Raw genomic sequence first — 25,639 nt, 5'->3', positions numbered from 1 at the left:
CTATTCACCACCCTCACGACGCACGATGCGTGCCTTCAACGGCAGCTTGTGGATCGCGAGGCGCAGGGCTTCGCGGGCTACCTCTTCGGAAACACCGGACAGTTCGAAGAGAACACGTCCTGGCTTGACGTTGGCCACCCACCACTCGGGCGAACCCTTACCGGAACCCATGCGGGTCTCGGCAGGCTTCTTGGTCAACGGGCGGTCCGGATAGATGTTGATCCAGACCTTGCCGCCACGCTTGATGTGGCGGGTCATGGCGATACGAGCGGACTCGATCTGCCGGTTGGTGACGTATGCCGGGCTCAGCGCCTGGATACCCCACTCGCCGAAGCTGACCTCGGTACCGCCCGTAGCAGCGCCCGAGCGACCCGGGTGGTGCTGCTTACGGAACTTGACTCGACGTGGGATAAGCATTTAAGCCTGTCCTCCTTCAGTCGCGGCTGTAGAAGCTGCGGCGGTCTCGGCGGGTGCTGACGCACCCTGGCCCTCGGAACGCTCGGGAGCGCGACGACGACGGTCTCCGCCGCGGTCGCCACCACGGTCGGCGCCGGCAGGGCCACGGCCCGGACGGTCTCCACCGCGGCCGCGGGAAGGAGCAGCGGCAGCCTGGGCTGCGAGTTCCTTCGCCGTGACGTCACCCTTGTAGATCCAGACCTTCACGCCGATGCGGCCGAAGGTGGTCTTCGCTTCGAAGAAGCCGTAGTCGATGTTGGCGCGGAGCGTGTGCAGGGGAACGCGTCCCTCGCGGTAGAACTCCGAACGGCTCATCTCGGCGCCACCCAGGCGACCGGAGCACTGGACACGGATGCCCTTGGCTCCCGCACGCTGGGCGGACTGCATGGCCTTCTTCATTGCGCGCCGGAAGGCCACGCGGGAGGAGAGCTGCTCAGCGATGCCCTGGGCGACGAGCTGTGCCTCGATCTCGGGGTTCTTGACCTCGAGGATGTTCAGCTGGACCTGCTTGCCGGTGAGCTTCTCGAGCTCGCCGCGGATGCGGTCCGCCTCGGCTCCACGACGGCCGATCACGATACCGGGACGTGCCGTGTGGATGTCCACGCGGACACGGTCGCGGGTGCGCTCGATCTCGACCTTCGCGATGCCGGCGCGGTCCATGCCGGTCGACATCAGCTGGCGGATCTTGATGTCCTCACGGACGAAGTCGCGGTAGCGCTGGCCCGGCTTGTTGCTGTCGGCGAACCAGTGTGACCTGTGGTCGGTGGTGATGCCGAGTCGGAACCCATGCGGGTTTACTTTCTGTCCCACTTAGCGGACCTCCACTTTCTCAGGGGTAGCGACGACAACCGTGATGTGGCTGGTCCGCTTGTTGATGCGGAACGCACGGCCCTGGGCGCGCGGCCGGAACCGCTTCATCGTGGGGCCTTCATCAACAAATGCCTCGCTGATGATGAGGTTGTCCTCGTCGAAGGCGACGCCGTCACGGTCCGCGAGGACTCGTGCGTTGGCCATCGCCGACTGGACCACCTTGAATACCGGCTCCGAAGCAACCTGTGGGGCAAACTTCAGAATAGCCAGAGCCTCATTCGCCTGCTTACCACGAACAAGGTTGACGACGCGCCGGGCCTTCATAGGCGTTACGCGGATATGACGCGCAATAGCCTTGGCTTCCATTGCTTTCCTTCTCTCGTCTTAGCCGTAAGAGCAGCGCCTAGCGGCGCTTGCCCTTGCGGTCGTCCTTAACATGGCCGCGGAAGGTCCGCGTGGGAGCGAATTCGCCGAGCTTGTGCCCGACCATCGACTCGGTGACGAACACCGGGATGTGCTTGCGTCCGTCGTGCACCGCGATCGTGTGCCCGAGCATGTCGGGGACGATCATGGAGCGGCGGGACCACGTCTTGATGACGTTCTTCGTGCCCGATTCGTTCTCGCGAGCGACCTTTACATAAAGGTGCTGATCGACGAAGGGGCCTTTCTTCAGGCTGCGTGGCATGTCTCCAGGCTCCTATCGCTTGTTCTTGCCGGAACGACGGCGACGCACGATGAGTGAATCGCTCTCTTTGTTGGGGCGACGGGTGCGGCCTTCGGCCTTACCGTTCGGGTTGACCGGGTGGCGTCCACCGGAGGTCTTGCCCTCGCCACCACCGTGCGGGTGGTCGACCGGGTTCATGGCGACACCGCGGACGGTCGGGCGGATGCCCTTCCAGCGGTTACGGCCGGCCTTGCCCCAGTTGATGTTCGACTGCTCGGCGTTGCCGACCTCGCCGATCGTCGCGCGGCAGCGGACGTCGACGTTGCGGATCTCGCCGGAGGGCAGTCGCAGCTGGGCGAAGCGGCCTTCCTTGGCGACGAGCTGGACCGAGGCACCGGCGGAGCGTGCCATCTTCGCGCCGCCACCCGGTCGGAGCTCGACGGCGTGGATGACGGTACCCACGGGGATGTTACGCAGCGGCAGGTTGTTGCCGGGCTTGATGTCCGCCCCGGCGCCGGCCTCGACGAAGTCACCCTGCTTGAGCTTGTTGGGTGCGACGATGTAGCGCTTGGTGCCGTCGACGTAGTGCAGCAGGGCGATGCGCGCGGTGCGGTTCGGATCGTATTCGATCTCCGCGACGCGGGCGTCGACGCCGTCCTTGTCGTGGCGGCGGAAGTCGATCAGACGGTACTGACGCTTGTGTCCACCACCCTTGTGGCGGGTCGTGATCTTACCGGTGTTGTTGCGTCCACCCTTCTTGGGAAGGGGACGGACCAACGACTTCTCCGGTGTCGACCGGGTGATTTCTGCGAAGTCGGCAACGCTCGAGCCACGACGGCCCGGGGTTGTCGGCTTGTATTTACGGATTCCCATAACTCAATTCCTCGTTAAAGTGGTCTCCGCTCTCAGGAGAGCGGACCGCCGAAGATGTCGATCGAGCCCTCTTTGAGGGACACGATGGCACGCTTGGTGCCCTTGCGCTGACCCCAGCCGAACTTGGTGCGCTTGCGCTTGCCAACCCGGTTGATGGTGTTGATCGAGTCGACCTTCACGGAGAAGATCTTCTCGACCGCCAGCTTGATCTCTTCCTTGTTCGAGCGGGGGTCGACCAGGAAGGTGTACTTGCCTTCGTCGATCAGGCCGTAGCTCTTCTCCGAGACGACGGGTGCAATGACGACGTCGCGCGGGTCCTTTGCGATGCTGCCGCTCACGTGGCATCCTCCTCGGTGATGACATCAGCCGAACCGACGAACTGGTCGTAGGCTGCCTTGGTGAAGATCACGTCGTCGGACACCAGCACGTCGTACGTGTTGAGCTGGTCCACATAAAGGACGTGTACCTCGGGGACGTTGCGCACGGACAGTGCGGCGACGTCGTTGGCACGCTCGATCACGACGAGCAGGCGGGGCCGCTCGGAGATCGCGCGCAGGGTCTCGATGGCACCCTTGGTGGACGGCTTGCCGCCGTCGACCAGGGACTCGAGAACGTGGATACGACCGTTGCGTGCCCGGTCCGAGAGGGCGCCGCGCAGTGCAGCAGCCTTCATCTTCTTGGGGGTGCGCTGGCTGTAGTCGCGGGGCGTGGGTCCGTGGACGACGCCACCACCGGTCATGTGGGGTGCGCGGATCGAACCCTGGCGGGCGCGACCGGTTCCCTTCTGCTTGAACGGCTTGCGGCCTGCACCGCTGACCTCGGCGCGCGTCTTCGTCTTGTGCGTGCCCTGGCGGGCGGCAGCAAGCTGAGCCACGACGACCTGGTGCAGCAGCGGCACGTTGGTCTGTGCGTCGAAGATCTCCGCGGGGAGATCGACCTGAACTGGATTGGCAGCCATGTGGCTATGCTCCCTTCACGGCGGTGCGTACGAGGACGACCTGGCCGCGGGCGCCGGGGACGGCACCCTTGATCAGCAGCAGCGACTTCTCGGCGTCGACAGCGTGAACCTTGAGGTTCAGCGTGGTCTGACGAACGGCACCCATGCGGCCTGCCATTTTCATTCCACGGAAGACGCGGCTGGGGGTGGATGCTCCACCGATGGAACCGGGCTTGCGGTGGTTCTTGTGGGCACCGTGCGATGCACCGACGCCGTGGAAACCGTGGCGCTTCATGACGCCTGCGAAGCCCTTGCCCTTGGTGGTGCCGATGACGTCGACCGTCTGGCCGGCCTCGAACATCCCGACGGAGAGTTCCTGACCGAGCGAGTAGGAGTCGGCGTCGGAGGTCCGCAGTTCGACGACGTGACGGCGAGGCGTGACGCCTGCCTTCTCGAAGTGGCCGGCGAGCGGCTTGGTGACCTTGCGGGGATCGATCTGGCCGAAGCCGATCTGCACGGCGGTGTAGCCGTCCTTCTCCTCGTCGAGGAGCTGCGTGATGACGTTCGAGTCAGCCTGGACGACGGTGACGGGGATGAGGATGTTGTTCTCGTCCCAGACCTGGGTCATGCCGAGCTTGATGCCCAGCAGGCCTTTTACCTGGCGCGTAAGTGAAGTAGACATGTGTATCCGCTCTCCCTTACAGCTTGATTTCGATGTTCACGTCCGCAGGCAGGTCGAGACGCATCAGCGAATCGACGGCCTTGGGCGTGGGATCAATGATGTCGATCAGGCGCTTGTGAGTACGCATTTCGAAGTGCTCACGGCTGTCCTTGTACTTGTGCGGGGACCGGATGACAACGAAAACGTTCTTCTCCGTGGGCAGGGGCACGGGGCCCACTACCGTTGCGCCTGCGCGCGTCACCGTCTCAACGATCTTCCGGGCTGAAACATCGATGACCTCGTGGTCATATGACTTCAGCCGGATGCGGATTTTTTGTCCCGCCATGGCGTCTCGACTCTCTCTCTACATAACTGCCTGGGCAGTTCCGGTACGTACGTACATTTCCTGCGTCCGTTGCGCGACGCTCCCCGAACAGACTGAATCCGGATGGATCCGGGTTCCTCACCCTGCCGGGACTCCGACCCCCGCGCTCGGGCGTGTCGCACTTCCTTGACACACACGGTCCGCTGTTCCGGACGAGCCGAACGGGGTGGATTTTATCTTTGGGCCATACCGAACGGTGGATCTGACCCCTGCATCAGGCATTATCCTGACCGGGATGAGGTCTCAGACCGCGCACGCTGGCGCTTGAACAACTTATTTAGTGTCGCAGATCGCCGGGATGATTGCGAACCGGCGGGGAAGTGCCGCACCGTGATCCGTCACACCCGCATCGTGCCCGGACGGTGAGGGAGGGCGCGAGCGAGGCGCGGACCATGCTGCAAGGATCAGGACGGGACGGACACCGGCCCGTCACGCTTGGGGCTCCCGGCCCGGCCTGCCGGCCGGCTGCACGGCGTCCGGTGCGGCCTGCCCGCCGCCCGGCCGCGCCGGACCCTCGCCACCGTCATCCCATGCCGGGACCTCGGGTGGCCCGGGCTGGACAGGAGCGGTGGCCTCGCTCCCCCGCGTCTGGCTGTTGAGCTTCCAGACCGCGAAGGCGAGCAGCGCGAGCGCTGCGACGGTGAGCAGCAGGAAGGTGTACCCCCGCAGGAACCACAGCAGGGCGAGGACTATTCCGACGGCTCCCCAGATGCTGAAGAGCCGGCGGGACAGCGCGACACCCGCCGCCAGGAGCAGCACGTGACCGCAGAGTGCCCAGACCTGCGCACCCGCGGTTCCGCCGGTGATGGTCAGCAGTGCGGTCCCGGAGAGCACGACGGCCCCTGCGGACAGCCAGAGCGGCCCGCGCCGGGCGCTGCCGCGCAGGAACGAGTAGGCGACGAGAACCGCGAGGGCGACCACCCACCACTGCGCCGCCCAGAAGAAGGTGATGCCGCCCGACACCGCCCAGGTGATGCGCTGCGCCGCGGCGACGAGTACCAGGAACGCCAGTTCCGCGGCGACCGGCCGCCGTGGCGCCGGCACCTCGCGCACCGCCAGGACAGCCACCACTCCGAGGACCACCGACCCGGCAATGGCTTCCTGATGGGGCACCGTAGCGACCAGCGAGGCCACGGCAGCCCAGCAGAGCGCCGTCGAACCGAGGATCCGGTAGCGGAGCTCGCCGTGATCATCCATGGCCAGCAGATCCCGGGCGAGGTACAGGAGGCCTGCTGCCAGGACTGCGCCGACCAGCAGTTGCATCACGGCTGATCCGGCTGGACCCCCCATGTCCAGCGTGACTTCCTGGATGAAGGCCGTGGAGAGGACGATGACCGCGAGGGCGGCAATCCCGTCGAGCCAGGGGAGGCGGTCGACGCGCGAGAAGGCGAAGAGGGCGCCGGCGACGGCCGCCGCGACGATGACCCGGTCCCAGCCGCCATCCGCGAACGAGAAGAGGCCTGCCTCGAGGGCGAAGAGTCCCGCTCCCACCCGGAGGGGGAGCCTTCGGCGTTCCTCCCCGGAACGCACCCCCACGACGACGAGGGCGAGGAGCAAGGCAGCCGCCAGCAGTGCTCCGCCCCACATCGCCAGTGGCGCCCGGGGCAGCCATCCCTGCGGTGCTGTTTCCAGCCCACCCGCCAGGACGGCGATCGAGGCAGCCAGCGCGTACAGGGCAGGGTAGGCGGCAGCCGTCCTGTGCTGGACGGTGAACAGGATGACGGAGACGACCAGCAGCAGAGCCAGATGCACCACGATGACCCCGAGCTGGACTGTCGGACCCGCCAGCACCGAGTACGCCAGGGGCAGTGCTGCCAGTGCCGCGGTGCTCAGCCAGGCCGACGACGCTTGCAGACCGAGGTCCCGGAGCCGCCGTCGGATGATCACGCGGACGATCTCCTGCAGTGCTATGCCGACGGCCACGACGGTCAGTACGCCGTGCACGGTGAGGTCCAGATCCCTGGACACGAGTGCGGTGAGCACGGTGAAGGCGATCTGCGCCGCGAGCAGATAGGCACCGCGGCGGCGGTGATCGATGGCACGCCGTGCCGTCAAGCCACCATGCACGACGGCGCACGCGAGCAGGACCTCGAAGGTGCGGTACCCGAAGCCCGCGGCGGCGCACGCACATGCCGCAACGATCAGGGAGACCGGACCGGCCGCCTCGACGTACCACCCCTGCAGCACCGGGCGCGGGGCCCGCGGTCCACCCTGCTGGGTGACCGGTCCCCCGGTCGGCTGCGTCGACGTGCTCTCCTCCACGAGCGGCAGCAGGAGCGTCGTCAGGAGGCCGGCGGCGACGGTGGTCCAGATGGCGATCGCGGTGACCGGTCCTACTCCTGAATCCGCCGCGGCGACGAGCGCTGCCACGAGCGAGATGACACTCGAGGTGCAGATGACCCACGGGCTGTACGGGGTTGCACGCATCGCACGGGTCCGCACCACCTCGGCCAGGTGGTTCGCGACCGCCCCCAGGACCACGGCGAGGAGGGCGAGCTCCCCCAGTCGGGCGTCGGGAAGCTCCAGCGTGCGCAGGTGGACCATCACCGCCACCGGCAGCAGGAGGACGCCGCCCGCCCGTGCGGCGAGGAGGAAACGCTCGCGCAGCACGGGCATTGCAGCTCGCGCCCGGAGCAGGAAGTATCCGACGGACAGTGCCAGTACCAGCTCGGCGCGCCACGGCGACTCGCCCGGCGCGATCACCGCGAGCAGGACGCCCGGCAGCACCAGCACCTCCGCCGCTCCCCCGAAGCGCACGGCGATCCACAGGCCGAGGGCAAGCACGAGGAGCACGGGAACCAGGACATCGGGGCCGTCGGGTCCGTCGCCCCGGAGCGGGGACGCCACGACGGCGGCCGCCAGGGCGGCGAGTGCGAATGTCACCAGGACATCCCGGCGGTACCGGGCCTGCGCGCGCTCTTGCGGGTCGATCTCTCCGCCGACCGAGGTGGTCGGGGCCGGGCCTGCGGCGGTGTGGGCTCCCCCTGGGCCCGCGCCGGGCGGGACCGGGGACGGTCTCGCACCCGGGGTGAGGAGCCGACGCAGTGGTGCTGCAAGCACAAGGGCTCCGGCCACCTGCACGGCGAGGCAGAGCGCCAGGACCATGACGGCCCAGAGGAAGGGCAGGTCCAGCGCCGCCAGGATGAGGACGGCTGCCAGTGTCGCGATCAGACGCGTCGCGTAGAAGTGCACGGTCTTCGACACAGGGACGAACACCAGAAGGGCAGCGTAGTGGACGGCCGCGACGACCCACAGGAGTGCACGCTCGCCCGGCGCCAGAAGACTGCCGAGCAGGAGGGACGCACCGAGGGCCAAGGGTGTCAGGACACGGTGCGCGTCGAGCACCGCGCGCGTGAGTACCTCGGGCATCCACCGGGGAGCCGGATGAGCCAGCACGGCGAGCAGCGCCGCCACACCGATGGAGCAGGTGAAGTACCAGATGAGCGCGCCGCCGATCAGCGACACCGAGGACAACGCGATCGACAGGAGGAACGGGATGCTCAGGTAGGCGACCACCCGGCTCTGGAGGCGGACGGCGGCGAGGAGGTAGGCGGCGGTCCCGATCAGTGCCGTGCCGAACCAGGCCAGGGGCCCCTCGTCGGTCAGGACACCGAACAGCACACCAGCCACCGGCAGCAGGGCGAGCCCGGTGCCCGCGAACGCCACTGCAGCGGGACGCAATCGGGGTAACCGGTCGTGGAGGATCACGCCGCCGACGTAGAACAGCGCGACGACCGCACAGATCGTCACGGCGCGTGCCGGACCCGGCACCGCGGCCCCGATGAACAGTCCTCCTGCAGCGACGAGCAGGAGGCTTGCCGAGTACAGCGCGATGTTGATCGCGCGCAGGTCCCGCGCGGCTTTCGCTGCTGCCAGGTCTTCGGTGGACGGCGGCGCGGGTGGTCCGAGCGGAGCGGGCCGTCCGGTCAGAGCCGGAGCGGGCGGCGCGGACGCCGCGGGCGGCCCGATCGGCGAGGCCTGCCCGGTCGGGGTCGGGACGGTTGGGACGGTCGGGACGGACAACGACGACCCGGTCCGAGGAGGCGCGGGCGGCGCCGACGCGGGCGCTGGCGCCCAGGCCTGCAGCGGACGGCCCGACGCTCCGGGGCCTCCCTCCGCTCCGAGGGGAGCCTGCGCCTCCTGGGCCGCCCGGTAGCCGGCCTCGAAGCCCTCCCCGTACACGACGGCCGGCGGCGGTACATCCCGCGGCCAGCTTCCCGCCCGACGTGCGCTCCGTGCGCCGAGGAACCAGCCGACGCCGACGAACGCGCCGAGGAACACCACCAGGACCAGAACAAGGATCACACCCACTGCACTCCCCCACTTCGGACCCACGCCTGTGCGTCCTCCGGCAAGTGTAGGGGTCTGTCCCGCCCGGAACGCCGAAGGGCCCTCACTGTCGAGACAGCGGGGGCCCTTCGTGGATCACCGGCTCAAGCCGGTCTCCGGTGGAGCGATGTTACTTCATGATCTTCGTGACACGTCCCGAACCGACGGTGCGGCCGCCTTCGCGGATCGCGAAGCCGAGGCCCTCTTCCATGGCGATCGGCTGGATGAGCTCGACCGTCATTTCGGTGTTGTCGCCGGGCATGACCATCTCGGTGCCCTCGGGGAGGGTGATGACGCCGGTCACGTCCGTGGTGCGGAAGTAGAACTGCGGGCGGTAGTTCGAGTAGAACGGGTTGTGACGCCCGCCTTCGTCCTTCGCCAGGATGTAGACGTTGGCCTCGAAGTCGGTGTGCGGGGTGATGGAACCCGGCTTCACGATGACTTGGCCGCGCTCGACGTCCTCACGCTTGATGCCGCGGAGCAGGAGGCCACAGTTCTCGCCGGCCCATGCCTCGTCGAGCTGCTTGTGGAACATCTCGATACCGGTGACCGTGGTCTTCTGGACCGGACGGATACCGACGATCTCGACCTCGGAGTTGATGGCGAGGGTTCCACGCTCGGCGCGGCCCGTGACGACGGTTCCACGACCGGTGATCGTGAAGACGTCCTCGACGGGCATGAGGAACGGCTTGTCCTTGTCACGCACGGGGTCAGGAACGTTGTTGTCAACGGCTTCCATGAGGTCCTCGACGGACTTGACCCACTCGGCGTCGCCTTCGAGGGCCTTCAGGCCGGAGACGCGGACGACAGGAGCGTCGTCACCGTCGAAGCCCTGCGAGCTGAGGAGCTCACGCACCTCCATCTCGACGAGATCGAGGAGTTCCTCGTCGTCGACCATGTCGGACTTGTTGAGCGCGACCAGCAGGTAGGGTACGCCGACCTGGCGTGCGAGCAGGACGTGCTCGCGGGTCTGCGCCATGGGGCCGTCAGTGGCGGCGACGACCAGGATCGCACCGTCCATCTGCGCAGCACCGGTGATCATGTTCTTGATGTAGTCGGCGTGGCCGGGGGCGTCTACGTGTGCGTAGTGGCGCTTCTCGGTCTGGTACTCGACGTGCGAGATGTTGATCGTGATGCCGCGCTGCTTCTCCTCGGGAGCCGAGTCGATCGACGCGAAGTCACGCTGCTCGTTGAGAGTGGGGTACTTGTCGTACAGCACCTTCGAAATGGCAGCCGTCAACGTGGTCTTTCCATGGTCGACGTGACCGATGGTGCCGATGTTAACGTGCGGCTTAGTCCGCTCGAACTTTGCCTTCGCCACGGGTTCCTCCTAGAACGTTTGAGAAGAATTGCTTCCCAGCCACGCTGTTCGCGGCTGAAACTCATGCAAGTCTACTGGGGGCTTTTGGTTTTGATGAAATTGCTGGTTACCGCCGGGACCGCGTGGTCCGGCCGCGGGAGAGCGGATCGGGCTGCCTGTGGCAGGCCGCCCCGCTCTCCGTGGTTCCCGTCTCCGGGTGTTACTCGCCGCGCGTCTTCTGGATGATCTCGTCGGCCACTGCCTTCGGGACCTCCGAGTAGCTGTCGAACTTCATCGAGTAGACGGCACGGCCCTGGGTCTTCGACCGGAGGTCACCGATGTATCCGAACATGCCCGAGAGGGGCACGTGAGCGGTGATGACCTTAACGCCACTGGCGTCCTCCATCGACTGCATCTGGCCACGGCGGGAGTTGAGGTCACCGATGACTTCACCCATGTATTCCTCAGGGGTGCGGACCTCGACCTCCATCAGCGGCTCGAGCAGAACGGGCTTGGCCATGCGTGCGGCCTCCTTGAACGCCATACGACCGGCGATCTTGAACGCCATCTCCGAGGAGTCGACGTCGTGGTACGCGCCGTCGAGGAGCGTCGCCTTGATCCCGACCACCGGGTAGCCGGCGAGCACGCCGTCGTTCAGCGCATCCTGGATGCCGGCGTCGACACTCGGGATGTACTCGCGCGGCACGCGGCCACCGGTCACCTTGTTGTCGAAGGCGTACATGACGCCCTCCTCGACCTCCATCGGCTCGATCGCGATCTGGATCTTCGCGAACTGACCCGAGCCACCCGTCTGCTTCTTGTGGGTGTAGTCGTGCTTGGCGACCTTGCTGCGGATGGTCTCGCGGTAGGCGACCTGGGGCTTGCCCACGTTGGCCTCCACGCGGAACTCGCGGCGCATGCGGTCCACCAGGATGTCCAGGTGGAGCTCGCCCATGCCGGCGATGATCGTCTGCCCGGTGTCCTCGTTGAGGGACACCTGGAACGTCGGGTCCTCGGCCGAGAGCTTCTGGATGGCCGTCGAGAGCTTCTCCTGGTCACCCTTCGTCTTCGGTTCGATGGCCACCGAGATCACGGGTGCCGGGAAGCTCATCGATTCGAGCACGATCTGGTTCGACGAGTCGGAGAGGGTGTCACCGGTGGTGGTGTCCTTCAGCCCGATCGCCGCGTAGATGTGCCCGGCCGAAGCCTCTTCGACGGGGATCTCCTTGTTGGCGTGCATCTGGAAGAGCTTCCCGATGCGCTCCTTCTTGCTCTTGGTGGAGTTCACCAGCTGCGTGCCGGCGGTGACGTGCCCGGAGTAGACGCGGATGAAGGTCAGCTGTCCGAAGAACGGGTGCGTGGCGACCTTGAACGCGAGGGCCGAGAACGGCTCCTCGGTGCTCGGCTTGCGCGTCAGCTCGACCTCTTCGTTCCGGGGATCGTGACCGATCATCGGGGGGACATCCAGCGGTGAGGGCAGGTAGTCGATGACAGCATCGAGCATCGGCTGCACGCCGCGGTTCTTGAACGCGGAGCCACACAGGATGGGGTAGAGCTCGGAGTTGATCGTCATCTTGCGGATGCCGGCCTTGAGTTCCTCGACGGAGATCTCTTCGCCTTCGAGGTACTTGTTCATGAGCTCGTCCGAGGACTCGGCGACGGTCTCGACGAGGGCCGCGCGGTACTCCTCGGCCTTCTCCTTGAGATCCGCGGGGATCTCCTGGATCTCGTACTTGGCACCCATCGTCACGTCACCCTTGGAGTCACCGGGCCACACGAGAGCACGCATGTAGAGCAGGTCGACGACGCCCACGAAGTCGTTCTCGGCTCCGATGGGGAGCTGCAGCACGAGCGGCTTGGCGCCGAGGCGGCTGATGATCGTGTCCACGGTGAAGTAGAAGTCCGCGCCGAGCTTGTCCATCTTGTTGACGAAGCAGATGCGGGGGACTTCGTACTTGTCGGCCTGGCGCCAGACGGTCTCGGACTGGGGCTCGACGCCCTCCTTGCCGTCGAACACCGCGACGGCGCCGTCGAGCACGCGGAGCGAACGCTCCACCTCGACGGTGAAGTCGACGTGTCCGGGGGTGTCGATGATGTTGATCTGGTTGTTCTCCCAGAAGCAGGTCACGGCGGCAGACGTGATGGTGATGCCGCGCTCCTTCTCCTGTTCCATCCAGTCGGTGGTGGAGGCGCCGTCGTGCGTCTCGCCGATCTTGTGGTTGACACCCGTGTAGAACAGGATGCGCTCGGTAGTAGTGGTCTTGCCGGCATCGATGTGGGCCATGATGCCGATGTTGCGGACCTTGTTGAGGTCGGTAAGCACGTCCTGTGCCACGGTGTCTCCCTTATGACGAGAATGGAGTTCAGCTGGAGCGCCGGCCGGATCGTGACCCTGGGGTCACGACCCGCCCGGCAGTGCTGCTACCAGCGGTAGTGTGCGAAGGCCTTGTTCGACTCGGCCATCTTGTGCGTGTCCTCGCGGCGCTTGACTGCGGCACCGAGACCGTTCGACGCGTCGAGGATCTCGTTCTGCAGGCGCTCGGTCATCGTCTTCTCGCGGCGGGCCTTGGAGTAGCCGACCAGCCAGCGCAGGGCCAGCGCGGTCGAACGACCGGGCTTGACCTCGACGGGCACCTGGTAGGTTGCACCACCGACGCGGCGTGAGCGGACCTCGAGGGTCGGCTTCACGTTGTCCATGGCTTTCTTGAGCGCTGCGACGGGGTCGCCGCCGGACTTGGCACGGGCACCTTCGAGGGCACCGTACACGATGCGCTCTGCGGTGGACTTCTTGCCGTCGACGAGCACCTTGTTGATCAGCTGCGTGACCAGGGGGGAGCCGTAGACGGGATCTACAACGAGCGGCCGCTTCGGGGCCGGGCCCTTACGTGGCATATTACTTCTTCTCCATCTTTGCGCCGTAGCGGCTGCGAGCCTGCTTGCGGTTCTTGACGCCCTGGGTATCCAGCGCGCCACGGACGATCTTGTAGCGGACACCGGGAAGGTCCTTCACACGACCGCCGCGCACGAGCACGATGGAGTGTTCCTGAAGGTTGTGACCGACACCGGGGATGTAGGCGGTGACTTCGATGCCGCCGTTGAGGCGCACGCGGGCCACCTTGCGGAGCGCCGAGTTCGGCTTCTTCGGGGTGGTCGTGTAGACGCGGGTGCAGACGCCGCGCTTCATGGGGCTGCCCTTCAGTGCGGGCGCCTTGGTCTTGGAGACCTTAGGTGTCCGGCCCTTGCGGACCAGCTGGTTAATCGTAGGCACTTTCGTGTTCTCCGTAATGTCTGAAGATGAGATCTCTGTCGCCCTTCTCCGCGGTGGCGGCCACCTCTCGGGGCCGTGCCACCCGGAGTCCGGGATGATCAGTCGTTTGGCGCGACGCCGACCGACAAGCTGCCGCAGAACGACTGTAGGCGTGCGAAAAAGTGGCATTCGCTGTACAACTTACGTACAACACGGAGATACGTTTCGCAACGCCAATCCACTGCCACACAAACAATTACCGTCCAGTCTACCAGAGGTCCGACGGCGACCCGTGCGCTCCCCCGTTCCCTCCGGCTCTTCCCCGTCCTCCGGCTCGGTCCTCCCACACCAGGACAGGCCCCGGACCGTGTGGTCCGGGGCCTGTCCTGAGGACCCTGGCCGCGGAGTGCGGCTCGGGTCCGGGCGTCACCGGGATCGTTCTCCCGGTGACGACGTCCTAGCGGAAGTCGCTGTTGCCCATGTCGTAGTCGTCCAGCGGGATCGCGTGGAACTCGGGGCTCAAGCCGCCCTCGACACCGGCGTAGTCGAAGTCGCTGAACGCGCTCGGACCGGTGAACAGGTTCGCCTTGGCCTCCTCCGTGGGCTCGACCGTGACCTTCGTGTAGCGGTCCAGGCCGGTTCCGGCCGGGATGAGCTTACCGATGATGACGTTCTCCTTGAGCCCGAGCAGCGGATCGCTCTTGCCTTCCATTGCAGCCTGCGTGAGGACACGCGTGGTCTCCTGGAAGGAAGCGGCCGACAGCCACGAGTCGGTGGCGAGCGACGCCTTGGTGATCCCCATGAGCTCGGGACGGCCGGAGGCCGGCTTCTTGCCCTCGGACACCACGCGACGGTTCTCGTCCTCGAAGCGGCGACGCTCGGCCAGCTCACCGGGGAGCAGGTCCGACTCGCCGGACTCGATCACGGTGACGCGACGCAGCATCTGGCGGACGATGACCTCGACATGCTTGTCGTGGATACCGACGCCCTGGCTGCGGTACACGCGCTGGACCTCGTCCACCAGGAATTCCTGGGCCTTGCGCGGGCCGAGGATCCGGAGGATCTGCTTCGGGTCGACAGCACCGAAGACGAGCTGCTGCCCGACCTCGACGTGGTCGCCGTCCGACACCAGCAGGCGTGCACGGCGCAGGACCGGGTACGCGATCTCCTCGGACCCGTCGTCGGGCGTGACCACCAGGCGAAGCTGCTTCTCGGCATCCTCGATGGTGACGCGTCCGGCGACCTCGGAGATCGGGGCGACACCCTTGGGTGTACGCGCCTCGAAGAGCTCCTGGATACGGGGCAGACCCTGGGTGATGTCCTCGGCCGAGGCAACACCACCGGTGTGGAAGGTACGCATGGTCAGCTGCGTACCTGGCTCGCCGATGGACTGTGCCGCGATGATGCCGACGGCCTCTCCGATGTCCACGGTCTTGCCGGTCGCGAGCGAGCGGCCGTAGCAGAGGGCACAGGTACCGACGCTGGACTCACAGGTCAGGACCGAGCGGACCTTGATCTCCGTGATGCCGGCCTCGAACAGCTCCCCGATGACGACGTCCCCGAGGTCCGACCCCGCGGCAGCGAGGACAGCGCCCTTGGCGTCGACGACGTCGGTCGCCAGCGTACGGGCGTACGCCGAGTTCTCGACCTCCTCGTGCAGCACCAGCTCACCGTCGGCGTTCGGCACGGCGATCGTGACCTTCAGGCCACGCTCCGTACCGCAGTCGTCCTCGCGGACGATGACGTCCTGCGAGACGTCGACGAGGCGTCGGGTCAGGTAACCCGAGTTCGCTGTCCGCAGTGCAGTGTCCGCGAGGCCCTTACGGGCACCGTGGGTGGCGATGAAGTACTCCAGGACCGACAGGCCCTCGCGGTACGAGGACTTGATCGGACGCGGGATGATCTCGCCCTTGGGGTTTGCCACGAGGCCACGGATACCGGCGATCTGACGGACCTGCAGCCAGTTACCACGGGCACCGGAGGACACCATGCGGTTGATGGTGTTGTCCTTCGGCATGGCGGCACGCATCGAGGCGGCCACCTCGTTGGTGGCCTTGTTCCAGATGTCGATGAGCTCCTGGCGGCGCTCCTCGTCGGCGATGAGGCCCTTGTCGAACTGCGACTGGACCTTGGCGGCCTGCGTCTCGTAGCCCTCCATGATCCCGGCCTTGTTGATCGGCGCGGAGATGTCCGAGATGGCGACGGTGACGCCCGAGCGCGTGGCCCAGTAGAAGCCGGCATCCTTCAGGTTGTCCAGCGTCGCCGCCGTGACGACCTTCGGGTACCGCTCCGCGAGATCGTTGACGATCGTCGAGAGCTGGCCCTTGTCGGCGACCTTCTCCACCCACGGGTAGTCCAGGGGAAGGGTCTCGTTGAACAGGACCTGCCCGAGCGACGTCTCGATGAGTGCAGGCGTCCCCGGCTCCCAGCCCTCGGGAGCGGCGATGTCCGCACTCGGCACGAAGTCGTCGACGCGGATCCGGACCACCGAGTTGAGGTGGAGCGAGCCCATGTCGAACGCCATGATGGCCTCGGCGACGCTTGTGAAGACGCGTCCTTCGCCGGCACTTCCCTCACGCTTGGTGGTGAGGTGGTGCAGACCGATGATCATGTCCTGCGAGGGCAGGGTGACCGGACGGCCGTCGGACGGCTTCAGGATGTTGTTCGAGGAGAGCATCAGGATGCGTGCCTCCGCCTGGGCCTCGGGGCTCAGCGGCAGGTGCACTGCCATCTGGTCGCCGTCGAAGTCCGCGTTGAAGGCGCCACAGACCAGCGGGTGGAGCTGGAGTGCCTTGCCTTCGACGAGCTGCGGTTCGAACGCCTGGATGCCGAGACGGTGCAGGGTGGGTGCACGGTTCAGCAGCACGGGGTGCTCGGTGATGATCTCCTCGAGCACGTCCCACACCTGGGGGCGGTAGCGCTCGACCATGCGCTTGGCGCTCTTGATGTTCTGTGCGTGGTTGAGGTCCACCAGGCGCTTCATCACGAACGGCTTGAAGAGCTCCAGCGCCATCTGCTTGGGCAGACCGCACTGGTGCAGCTTCAGCTGCGGGCCGACGACGATGACCGAACGGCCCGAGTAGTCGACGCGCTTGCCGAGGAGGTTCTGGCGGAAACGACCCTGCTTGCCCTTCAGCATGTCCGAGAGGGACTTCAGGGGACGGTTGCCCGGTCCGGTGACCGGACGGCCACGACGACCGTTGTCGAACAGGGAGTCGACCGCTTCCTGGAGCATGCGCTTCTCGTTGTTCACGATGATCTCGGGGGCACCGAGATCGAGCAGGCGCTTGAGGCGGTTGTTCCTGTTGATGACGCGGCGGTACAGGTCGTTGAGGTCGGACGTCGCGAAGCGGCCACCGTCGAGCTGGACCATCGGGCGCAGCTCCGGCGGGATCACGGGAACGGCGTCGAGGACCATGCCCAGGGGGCTGTTCGTCGTCGTCAGGAAGGCGTTGACCACCTTGAGACGCTTCAGGGCGCGCGTCTTCCGCTGGCCCTTGCCGTTCTGGATGATGTCGCGCAGCATCTCGGCCTCGGCCGGCATGTCGAAGTTCTCGAGGCGCTTCTTGATCGCCTCGGCGCCCATGAAGCCCTCGAAGTACAGTCCGTAGCGGTCGCGCAGCTCGCGGTACAGGCCTTCGTCACCCTCGAGGTCGGCGACCTTGAGGGTCTTGAAGCGCTCCCACACCTGGACGAGGCGCTCGATGTCGGCGTCCGCACGCTTGCGGACGTTCGCCATCTGGCGGTCGGCCGAGTCGCGGGCCTTCTTCTTGTCGGCAGCCTTGGCGCCCTCACCCTCGAGGCGGGCGAGCTCGTCCTCGAGGTCCTTGGCGATCGCGGCGATGTCGGAGTCGCGCTGGTCCGTCATCTGCTTCTTCTCGAGGTCGTGCTCGGCCTGGAGGTTGGGCAGCTCGGCGTGGCGGTTCTCCTCGTCGACCGAGGTGATCATGTACGCGGCGAAGTAGATGACCTTCTCGAGGTCCTTCGGAGCGAGGTCCAGCAGGTAGCCGAGGCGCGAGGGAACGCCCTTGAAGTACCAGATGTGGGTGACGGGAGCGGCGAGCTCGATGTGGCCCATGCGCTCGCGGCGCACCTTGGCGCGGGTGACCTCGACGCCGCAGCGCTCGCAGATGATGCCCTTGAAGCGCACGCGCTTGTACTTGCCGCAGTAGCACTCCCAGTCACGGGAAGGGCCGAAGATCTTCTCGCAGAAGAGGCCGTCCTTCTCGGGCTTGAGCGTGCGGTAGTTGATGGTTTCCGGCTTCTTGACCTCGCCGTAGGACCAACCGCGGATTTCGTCCGCGGTGGCAAGGCCGATTCGCATGAGGCCGAAGGAGGATTCGCTGGACATAGGGTCCCTGTTCTCTCTTTGTTCTCTAAATTCTTGAAGTCTTATGGGGTGCGGCGGAAAGCCGGGCGGATGCCGTACCGGTGTTCGAGGAAGGGGCCTTCAATATTTCAAGGCCGCTCGCGGCCGCGGAAATTTCGTTGGCCCCGTTCGAACGCCGGTACGGCGTCCTGAAACCTAGACTTCCTCGACAGAGCTCGGCTCGGCCCGTGAGAGGTCGATGCCCAGTTCCTCCGCGGCCCGGAAGACTTCTTCATCCGAGTCACGCATCTCGATCGTCGTACCGTCGGTGGAAAGGACTTCCACGTTCAGGCAGAGCGACTGCATTTCCTTGATCAGCACCTTGAAGGACTCGGGGACACCCGGCTCGGGGATGTTCTCGCCCTTGACGATGGCCTCGTACACCTTGACGCGTCCGTGGATGTCGTCCGACTTGATGGTCAGGAGTTCCTGCAGCGTGTAGGCCGCGCCGTAGGCCTCGAGGGCCCAGACTTCCATCTCACCGAAGCGCTGGCCACCGAACTGCGCCTTACCACCCAGCGGCTGCTGCGTGATCATCGAGTACGGTCCCGTCGAGCGGGCGTGGATCTTGTCGTCCACCAGGTGGTGGAGCTTCAGGATGTACATGTAGCCGACGGAGATCGGGTCCGGGAACGGCTCGCCGGAGCGGCCGTCGAACAGGCGCGCCTTGCCGGACTCGCCGATGAGGCGCTGTCCGTCACGCGTGACGTTCGTGGAGCCCAGCAGGCCGACGATCTCGTCCTCGGTGGCGCCGTCGAACACGGGGGTCGCGACGGTGGTCGAGGAGATCTCCCGGGGAAGGTTCGGGAGATTCTTCATCCACTCGGGGTCACCCTCGATCTTCCAGCCCTGCTTGGCTGCCCAGCCGAGGTGGATCTCGAGGACCTGGCCGACGTTCATGCGGCCCGGGACACCCAGCGGGTTCAGGACGATGTCGACGGGCGTGCCGTCCTCCATGAACGGCATGTCCTCGATCGGGAGGATCTTGGAGATGACGCCCTTGTTGCCGTGGCGGCCGGCGAGCTTGTCGCCGTCCGTGATCTTGCGCTTCTGTGCCACGTAGACGCGGACCAGCTGGTTGACGCCCGGGGGCAGCTCGTCGTCGTTGTCGCGGTCGAAGATGCGCACACCGATGACCGTGCCCGACTCGCCGTGGGGCACCTTCAGGGAGGTGTCGCGGACCTCACGGCTCTTCTCGCCGAAGATGGCGCGCAGCAGGCGCTCCTCCGGGGTCAGTTCCGTCTCGCCCTTGGGTGTGACGCGGCCGACGAGGATGTCCCCGGCTTCGACCTCGGCACCGATGTGGATGATGCCGCGCTCGTCGAGCGCTCCGAGGACTTCCTCGGACACGTTCGGGATGTCACGCGTAATCTCCTCGGCACCGAGCTTGGTGTCGCGGGCATCGACTTCGTGCTCCTCGATGTGGATCGACGTCAAGACATCGTCGGAGACGATGCGCTGCGACAGGATGATCGCGTCCTCGAAGTTGTGACCCTCCCAGGACATGAATGCCACGAGCATGTTCTTGCCCAGCGCGAGCTCACCCTGGTCGGTCGAGGGACCGTCCGCGATGATCGTGTTGAACTCGACGCGGTCGCCCTCGGCGACCAGGACACGCTGGTTGTACGCGTTGCCCTGGTTGGAGCGGGCGAACTTCATGATCGGGTAGTTCGTCTCGGTGCCGTCGTCGTTGAGGATGCTGACCAGGTCGGCCGACACCTCCTTGACGACGCCGGCCTTCGTCGCGGTGACGGCGTCACCGGCGTCGACGGCTGCGTTCTTCTCCATGCCGGTGCCCACGAGGGGACGCTCGGAGCGGAGCAGGGGCACGGCCTGGCGCTGCATGTTCGCGCCCATGAGGGCGCGGTTGGCGTCGTCGTGCTCCAGGAACGGGATCATCGCGGTTGCGACGGACACCATCTGGCGCGGGGAGACGTCCATGTACTCGACCTCGTCGGGCGTGACGAGCACGGGCTCGCCCGAACCACCACGGGTCCGCACCAGGACCATGTCCTCGGTGAAGGTGCTGTTCGCATCGAGGGGCGCGTTCGCCTGGGCGATGAGGCGCTCCACCTCGTCGTCCGCGGTCAGGTAGTCGATCTGGTCGGTGACGATGCCGTCGACGACCTTGCGGTACGGGGTCTCGATGAAGCCGAACGCGTTGATGCGGCCGTACGAGGCGAGCGAACCGATGAGGCCGATGTTCGGGCCTTCAGGGGTCTCGATGGGGCACATGCGTCCGTAGTGCGAGGGGTGGACGTCACGGACCTCCATGCCTGCGCGGTCACGGGACAGACCACCAGGGCCCAGCGCGGACAGGCGACGCTTGTGCGTCAGGCCGGCGAGCGGGTTGTTCTGGTCCATGAACTGCGACAGCTGGGAGGTTCCGAAGAACTCCTTGATCGCGGCCACGACGGGACGGATGTTGATCAGGGTCTGCGGCGTGATGGCCTCGACGTCCTGGGTCGTCATGCGCTCTCGGACGACGCGCTCCATGCGGGACAGGCCGGTGCGGACCTGGTTCTCGATGAGCTCGCCCACGGCGCGGATCCGGCGGTTGCCGAAGTGGTCGATGTCGTCGACCTCGACGCGGAGCTCCACGTCGCCGCCGTCGCGCTTGCCGCCGAGGGTCTTGTCCCCGGCGTGCAGGGCCACCAGGAACTTGATCATCGCGACGATGTCGTTGATGTTCAGCACCGAGGCGTCGGAGTCCGTGAGGTCCTTGTCGATCCCGAGCTTGCGGTTGATCTTGTACCGGCCGACCTTCGCGAGGTCGTAGCGCTTCGGGTTGAAGTACAGGTTGTCCAGGAGGGTCTGGGCAGCCTCGACCGTGGGGGGCTCGCCCGGTCGCAGCTTGCGGTAGATGTCGAGGAGGGCGTCCTCGCGGGTCTCCGTCGCGTCCTTCTCCATGGTGGCCCGGATGGAGTCGTACTGGCCGAACTCCTCCAGGATCTGGCCCTCGGTCCAGCCGAGCGCCTTGAGCAGGACGGTGACGGACTGCTTGCGCTTGCGGTCGAGGCGGACGCCGACCTGGTCGCGCTTGTCGATCTCGAGCTCGAACCAGGCACCGCGCGACGGGATGATCTTCGCGCTGAAGATGTCCTTGTCACTGGTCTTGTCGGCGGTGCGCTCGAAGTAGGCGCCCGGCGAACGGACGAGCTGCGACACGACGACGCGCTCCGTGCCGTTGATGACGAAGGTGCCCTTGTCTGTCATGAGGGGGAAGTCACCCATGAACACGGTCTGCTGCTTGATCTCACCCGTGTTGTTGTTCATGAACTCGGCCTTGACGTACAGCGGGGCGGAGTAGGTCGCGTCGCGATCCTTGCACTCGGCCATCGTGTACTTGGGGTCGGCGAACTCCGGCTCGGAGAAGCTCAGGGACATGGTGCCCTGGAAGTCCTCGATCGGGGAGATCTCTTCGAAGATGTCGGCCAGACCGGAGGTCGTGGCCACACCCTGCAGGCCCTTCTCCAGTGCTTCCTCGACGCGCGCCTTCCAGCGCTCGTTCCCGATCAGCCAGTCGAAACTGTCCGTCTGCAGGGCAAGGAGATTGGGAACGTCCAGCGGTTCGTGAATCTTTGCGAATGAGAGCCGGGGTGCGGCGCCGTCGGCGTCGACCTGGCTGGTAGCGGTTGCATTATTAGAGGTGCTCGGGGCGACCAAGAGGGATCCTTCCACAGACCGTCAGGCTTGTCAGCGCCCTCGCCTCGGCACCGCCACCGCAGGATGCTGCGGGGATCTCAGTGCTCACCGGAGTCTGCTCGCGCGATTCCCAACCAGGTGGCCAGGTAGAACGACGAGAGCAGAGCAAAGCCCACCGCTATATGAAGGCTGAGGTTCAGAGGGAAGACGCAAAGACCTACACTACGGCACGCGCAGCGTTAAGTCCAATAGCGCTTCTCCCCCATCACCGTCAAGCCCGCCGCGCCCGGGAGGAGCGAGATCGGCGCGCAGCCTAGCCGAGCGCCGGCTCCGGCAGGGGTCCCGTACTCGTGTCCCCACGCAGCCGCTTCACGATCAGCTCGGCACTGATCAGGCACATCGGGATCCCGATGCCCGGCACCGTGGAACTGCCCGCGTAGAAGAGGTTGGCGACCTTCTCGCTCCGGTTCGAACCGCGGAAGAAGGCACTCTGCTTCAGGATGTGCGCCGGCCCGAGGCTCGTCCCGCGCCAGGCATTCAGGTCGGTGGCGAAGTCCTGGGGACCGTAGCTGCGCCGGACCACGATCCGCTCCGCCAGGTCCGGGATCCCCGCCCACCCGGAGATCTGCGCGATGACCTCGTCGGCGATCTCCTCGACCCGGGCGTCTCCCCCGCGATCCAGCCCGCCCTTGCCGATGGTCACGTCAGCGGGGATCGGCACCAGGACGAAGACGTTCTCGTGCCCCTCCGGCGCCACGGAGCCGTCGGTCGCGCTCGGGCGGCAGACGTAGAGCGACGCCGGTGACGGCACCGAGGTCTCCTTGCCGAAGATCCGGCCGAAATTGTCGCGCCAGTCCGTGGTGAACAGCAGTGTGTGGTGCTCGAGCTGCGGCAGGCTCCCCCGGACGCCGAGGTAGAGCAGCAGGGCGCTCGGACCGGGGACGCGCTTCTCCCAGTACTTCTCGGGATAGGTCTGCAGGGGCGTGGGCAGCAGCGTGGTCTCGGTGTGGTGGAGGTCCGCGGCGGAGACGACGATGTCGGCGTCGAGCGTCGTGGCCGCTCCCGCGGACCGGTACGTCACCGACCGCACCGATGCCGCCCTGCGGTCCAGCGGCGACCGGCCCGCTGTCCGGGGATCGGTGTCGATCGAGACGACGTCGGCGCCCGTCCGGATCGTCACGCCGGCCGCCACCGCCACGCGCTGCATCGCCTCGACCAGCGTGGTGAAGCCGCCCATCGGATAGAGGACGCCGTCGTCGAGGTCGAGATGGCTCATGAGGTGGTACATGCTCGGCGCGTCGAACGGCGAACTGCCGAGGAACACGGCCGGGTAACCGAGGATCTGCTGGATCCTCGGATCCTTGAAGCGCTTCTCGACGAAGGACTGCAGCGGCTGCAGCAGGAGCGAGCCGATGCGCGGGAGCCGCCTGAGGACGTCCGGCCGGACGAACGGCAGGAAGGACTGGAAGGTCGAGTAGAGGAAGCGCTTCTTCGCGATCTCGTAGGCGTCCTCGGCGGAGTCGAGGTACTTCGACAGCTGCTCCCCCGCGCCCTCCTCCATCGACTCGAAGAGCTTGGTCACCGCCTCGCGTTCGGCGGGCACGTCGACGGAGCCGCCCTGCTCGAACATCACGCGGTAGCCGGGGTCGAGCAGCCGGAGGTCCAGTTCCTTCGCGGCGCTCGTACCCATCATCCTGAAGAAGTGGTCGATCACCTCGGGCATCAGGTACCAGGACGGCCCGGTGTCGAAGCGGAAGCCGTCGTGTTCCCACGATCCCGCGCGTCCGCCGACCTGGTCGCGCTTCTCGAGCAGCGTCACGTCGTGGCCCTCACGCGCGAGGAGCGCCGCCGTCGCCAGTCCGCCGATCCCGCCGCCGATCACGACGACGTCCTGTCCGCCCACGCGCGCACGTCCGTTCTGCTCGGTTGTCATGCCGTCCTCTCCTGCGCGGCGAGTTCCGGTACCGCGCGACCGGTGAAGGCTTTCGCCATGATGCGGAACTTCACCGGATTGGGAACCCGGATCCGTGCCCTGAGCAGGTCGTCGGCCGGAGTCCGCCTCAGCCGCAGGGCGAGTTCGGTGAACAGGCCCTGGGCGAGGGCGACGGCGCGGCGGGGGGTGGCAGGCAGGCCCGGGAGGGCCGCGGCGGAGATGCGGAGATCCTCGTCGATGTCCGCGAGGAGTCGGAGCTTGTCCGCTTCGGTGAAGTTCCCCGGACGGACGCCCGGGAAATAGCTGCGGCCGAGGGTGGAGAAGTCCTCCGCGAGGTCGCGCAGGAAGTTGATCTTCTGGAACGCGGCCCCGAGGTGGCGCGCGCCGTCCACGAGCACGGCGTCCTCCTCCGCGGTCACGCGCCGTCCGACGAGGAACGCCCGCAGGCACATCAGGCCGACGACCTCCGCCGATCCGTAGACGTACCGGTCGAAGGACTCCTGGTCGTGCTCGCTCTGCGTGATGTCGGCGCGCATGGAGGCGAAGAACGGACGGGTGAGCTCCGTGCCGATGCCGGTGGTCCGGGCCGTGACCGCGAAGGCGTGCACCACGAGGTTGGCGCTGTATCCCGTGGCCATGGCCGTCTCGGTGTCACGCTCGAGGCCGTCGAGCAACTGCTCCACGACGTCCGCGGAGAGGCCCGCCCCGGCCGCGGCGCCGTCCACGATCTCGTCCGCCACGCGCACCAGCGCATAGACGGCCTCGATGTGGCTCCGCGTGGTGCGATCGAGGATGCGGGACGCCATGCCGAACGACGTCGAGTAGCAGCGGATGACCTCGGCGGAGGTCTTCAGTGCAGCCGCGTTGTAGCGGGCGAGCGAGTCCTCGACGCCCACCTAGTGGACCCGGTCCACGACGGCGGACACGACCGGCTCGAGGGCGGACCGGAGGGCGGACGGCACGACGTCGGACTCGAGGTGGGTCCGGGCCCGCGACGCGTAGTCCGCCGCGAGGTCCGCCGAGTAGTCCTTCGCTCCGCTCTCGACGAGGACACGCCTCACGTAGTCGGCCTCGGCGGCGGACATGCCCGGCGTGCCGATGAGCGCGGAGATGCTCTCCCACTCGGGGCGGGAGGAGACGTAGGAGAGCAGGGCCGTGCGCTTGCCCTCGCGCAGGTCGCCCCAGTTGGTCTTGCCCGTGCGGGTCTCGTTGCCGAACACCCCGAGGAGGTCGTCCGCGATCTGGTAGGCGATCCCCGCGTCGCGCCCGAAGTCGCCCAGCCGGTCGACCACTTCCTCCTCGGCACCGGCCAGGACGGCACCGGCCTGCAAGGGGCCCTCGAAGGAGTACACGGAGGTCTTCAGCCGGGCCATCTGGACGATGTCCTCGAGCGGGGGCATGGAGCGGTCGAGCGACGTCTCGATGTCGAGGAACTCGCCCGCCGCCGAGGCGAAGACCGCTTCGTCGAGGATCTCGCCGAGCCTGCGCCGTACGGCCGGCGGCGCCTCGACGCGCTCTAGCAGGCGGTAGGCGTTCGACAGGGCCAGGTCCCCGGCGATGACACCGGCGGAGAAACCGACGTGGCGGGCCGCCTCGGGCGACATGCCGGCCGACTCGGCGATGCTGCGATAGCGACCGGAGACGTTCGGGATCCCCCTGCGGACGAAGTCGCGGTCGATGACGTCGTCGTGCACGATCAGTGCGGTGTGCAGCAATTCGAAGGCCGCGCCCACCCCGGCTGCATTGTCGAGGTCGCGGCCACCGAGCATCTGGTAGGCGGACATGACGAGCCGGGGCCGGAATCGCTTGCCCCCGGCGGTGCAGCGTTCGAGGGTCTCCCACAGGCCGTGGTAGCCGGGGCCCACCTTCGCCGCCCGGACCTTCGATTCATCGAAGAGCCGGTCGAGCGCACCCTCGACCTGCTCGAGCCCGACGGGCTCGACCAGCAGAGTGTCCATGTCCATAGGTAAAGTAAACAACGAGAAGGGCGCCCCTGACGAAACGCGGGGCGAATGCAGCCGGACCGATCA

General features: G+C 66.6%; 19 protein-coding genes. All 19 read right to left on the bottom strand.

The window, feature by feature from the left end:
* The gene (gene rplP / locus ACTIMO_RS12565; RefSeq protein ID WP_049829176.1) at positions 1-417 is read right to left on the bottom strand and encodes a 50S ribosomal protein L16; all 417 of its coding nucleotides are present in this window, start codon (positions 415-417) and stop codon (positions 1-3) included.
* Entirely contained in the window at positions 418-1,266 is an 849-nt protein-coding gene (gene rpsC, locus ACTIMO_RS12560; RefSeq protein WP_055768076.1) for a 30S ribosomal protein S3, read from the bottom strand. It abuts the gene before it with no gap.
* Positions 1,267-1,632, bottom strand: coding sequence for a 50S ribosomal protein L22 (gene rplV, locus ACTIMO_RS12555; protein ID WP_055768073.1), 366 nt, complete (start codon positions 1,630-1,632; stop codon positions 1,267-1,269).
* A 37-nt stretch (positions 1,633-1,669) separates the two neighbouring features.
* A complete protein-coding gene (gene rpsS, locus ACTIMO_RS12550; protein WP_026549122.1) occupies positions 1,670-1,951 on the bottom strand; it encodes a 30S ribosomal protein S19 in 282 nt (93 codons plus the stop codon).
* A gap of 12 nt (positions 1,952-1,963) precedes the next feature.
* The gene (rplB, locus tag ACTIMO_RS12545) at positions 1,964-2,803 is read right to left on the bottom strand and encodes a 50S ribosomal protein L2 (protein WP_055768070.1); all 840 of its coding nucleotides are present in this window, start codon (positions 2,801-2,803) and stop codon (positions 1,964-1,966) included.
* A 32-nt stretch (positions 2,804-2,835) separates the two neighbouring features.
* A complete protein-coding gene (rplW, locus tag ACTIMO_RS12540; protein ID WP_049829181.1) occupies positions 2,836-3,141 on the bottom strand; it encodes a 50S ribosomal protein L23 in 306 nt (101 codons plus the stop codon).
* Positions 3,138-3,761, bottom strand: a complete 624-nt coding sequence (gene rplD, locus ACTIMO_RS12535; protein ID WP_055768067.1) for a 50S ribosomal protein L4 — start codon at positions 3,759-3,761, stop codon at positions 3,138-3,140. Before rplD ends, rplW begins: the two co-directional genes overlap by 4 nt.
* 4 nt (positions 3,762-3,765) lie before the next feature.
* Positions 3,766-4,422, bottom strand: a complete 657-nt coding sequence (rplC, locus tag ACTIMO_RS12530; protein WP_422390435.1) for a 50S ribosomal protein L3 — start codon at positions 4,420-4,422, stop codon at positions 3,766-3,768.
* A 16-nt stretch (positions 4,423-4,438) separates the two neighbouring features.
* On the bottom strand, positions 4,439-4,747 hold the full coding sequence (gene rpsJ / locus ACTIMO_RS12525; protein ID WP_026531952.1) for a 30S ribosomal protein S10: 309 nt from the start codon (positions 4,745-4,747) through the stop codon (positions 4,439-4,441).
* 468 nt (positions 4,748-5,215) lie between these two features.
* Entirely contained in the window at positions 5,216-9,091 is a 3,876-nt protein-coding gene (locus tag ACTIMO_RS12520) for a hypothetical protein (protein WP_448182610.1), read from the bottom strand.
* Between the two features lie 154 nt (positions 9,092-9,245).
* Positions 9,246-10,436: an elongation factor Tu gene (gene tuf, locus ACTIMO_RS12515; RefSeq protein ID WP_055768056.1), complete on the bottom strand. Its 1,191-nt coding sequence runs from the start codon at positions 10,434-10,436 to the stop codon at positions 9,246-9,248.
* Between the two features lie 199 nt (positions 10,437-10,635).
* Positions 10,636-12,750, bottom strand: a complete 2,115-nt coding sequence (fusA, locus tag ACTIMO_RS12510; RefSeq protein WP_055768051.1) for an elongation factor G — start codon at positions 12,748-12,750, stop codon at positions 10,636-10,638.
* An 86-nt stretch (positions 12,751-12,836) separates the two neighbouring features.
* Positions 12,837-13,307, bottom strand: coding sequence for a 30S ribosomal protein S7 (gene rpsG / locus ACTIMO_RS12505; protein WP_043440595.1), 471 nt, complete (start codon positions 13,305-13,307; stop codon positions 12,837-12,839).
* A 1-nt stretch (position 13,308) separates the two neighbouring features.
* The gene (rpsL, locus tag ACTIMO_RS12500; RefSeq protein ID WP_043440593.1) at positions 13,309-13,683 is read right to left on the bottom strand and encodes a 30S ribosomal protein S12; all 375 of its coding nucleotides are present in this window, start codon (positions 13,681-13,683) and stop codon (positions 13,309-13,311) included.
* Positions 13,684-14,119: 436 nt separating this feature from the next.
* Positions 14,120-18,013, bottom strand: coding sequence for a DNA-directed RNA polymerase subunit beta' (locus ACTIMO_RS12495; protein WP_448182609.1), 3,894 nt, complete (start codon positions 18,011-18,013; stop codon positions 14,120-14,122).
* 174 nt (positions 18,014-18,187) lie between these two features.
* Positions 18,188-21,697 carry a DNA-directed RNA polymerase subunit beta gene (gene rpoB / locus ACTIMO_RS12490; RefSeq protein WP_448182608.1) on the bottom strand — a complete coding sequence of 1,170 codons (3,510 nt, stop codon included), beginning with the start codon at positions 21,695-21,697 and terminating at the stop codon, positions 18,188-18,190.
* Between the two features lie 292 nt (positions 21,698-21,989).
* Positions 21,990-23,609 (bottom strand): phytoene desaturase family protein, encoded by a 1,620-nt coding sequence (gene crtI / locus ACTIMO_RS12485; RefSeq protein ID WP_448182607.1) that lies wholly within the window; start codon positions 23,607-23,609, stop codon positions 21,990-21,992.
* Positions 23,606-24,505: a phytoene/squalene synthase family protein gene (locus ACTIMO_RS12480; RefSeq protein WP_422390438.1), complete on the bottom strand. Its 900-nt coding sequence runs from the start codon at positions 24,503-24,505 to the stop codon at positions 23,606-23,608. The genes crtI and ACTIMO_RS12480 overlap by 4 nt, the downstream gene beginning before the upstream one ends.
* The gene (locus ACTIMO_RS12475) at positions 24,506-25,567 is read right to left on the bottom strand and encodes a polyprenyl synthetase family protein (RefSeq protein ID WP_235498665.1); all 1,062 of its coding nucleotides are present in this window, start codon (positions 25,565-25,567) and stop codon (positions 24,506-24,508) included.
* Positions 25,568-25,639 lie beyond the last annotated feature (72 nt).

Source organism: Arthrobacter sp. CP30, from assembly GCF_053470025.1.
Note: the sequence above shows the minus strand (reverse complement) of the source record. Positions and strands in the feature narration are given on the sequence as shown.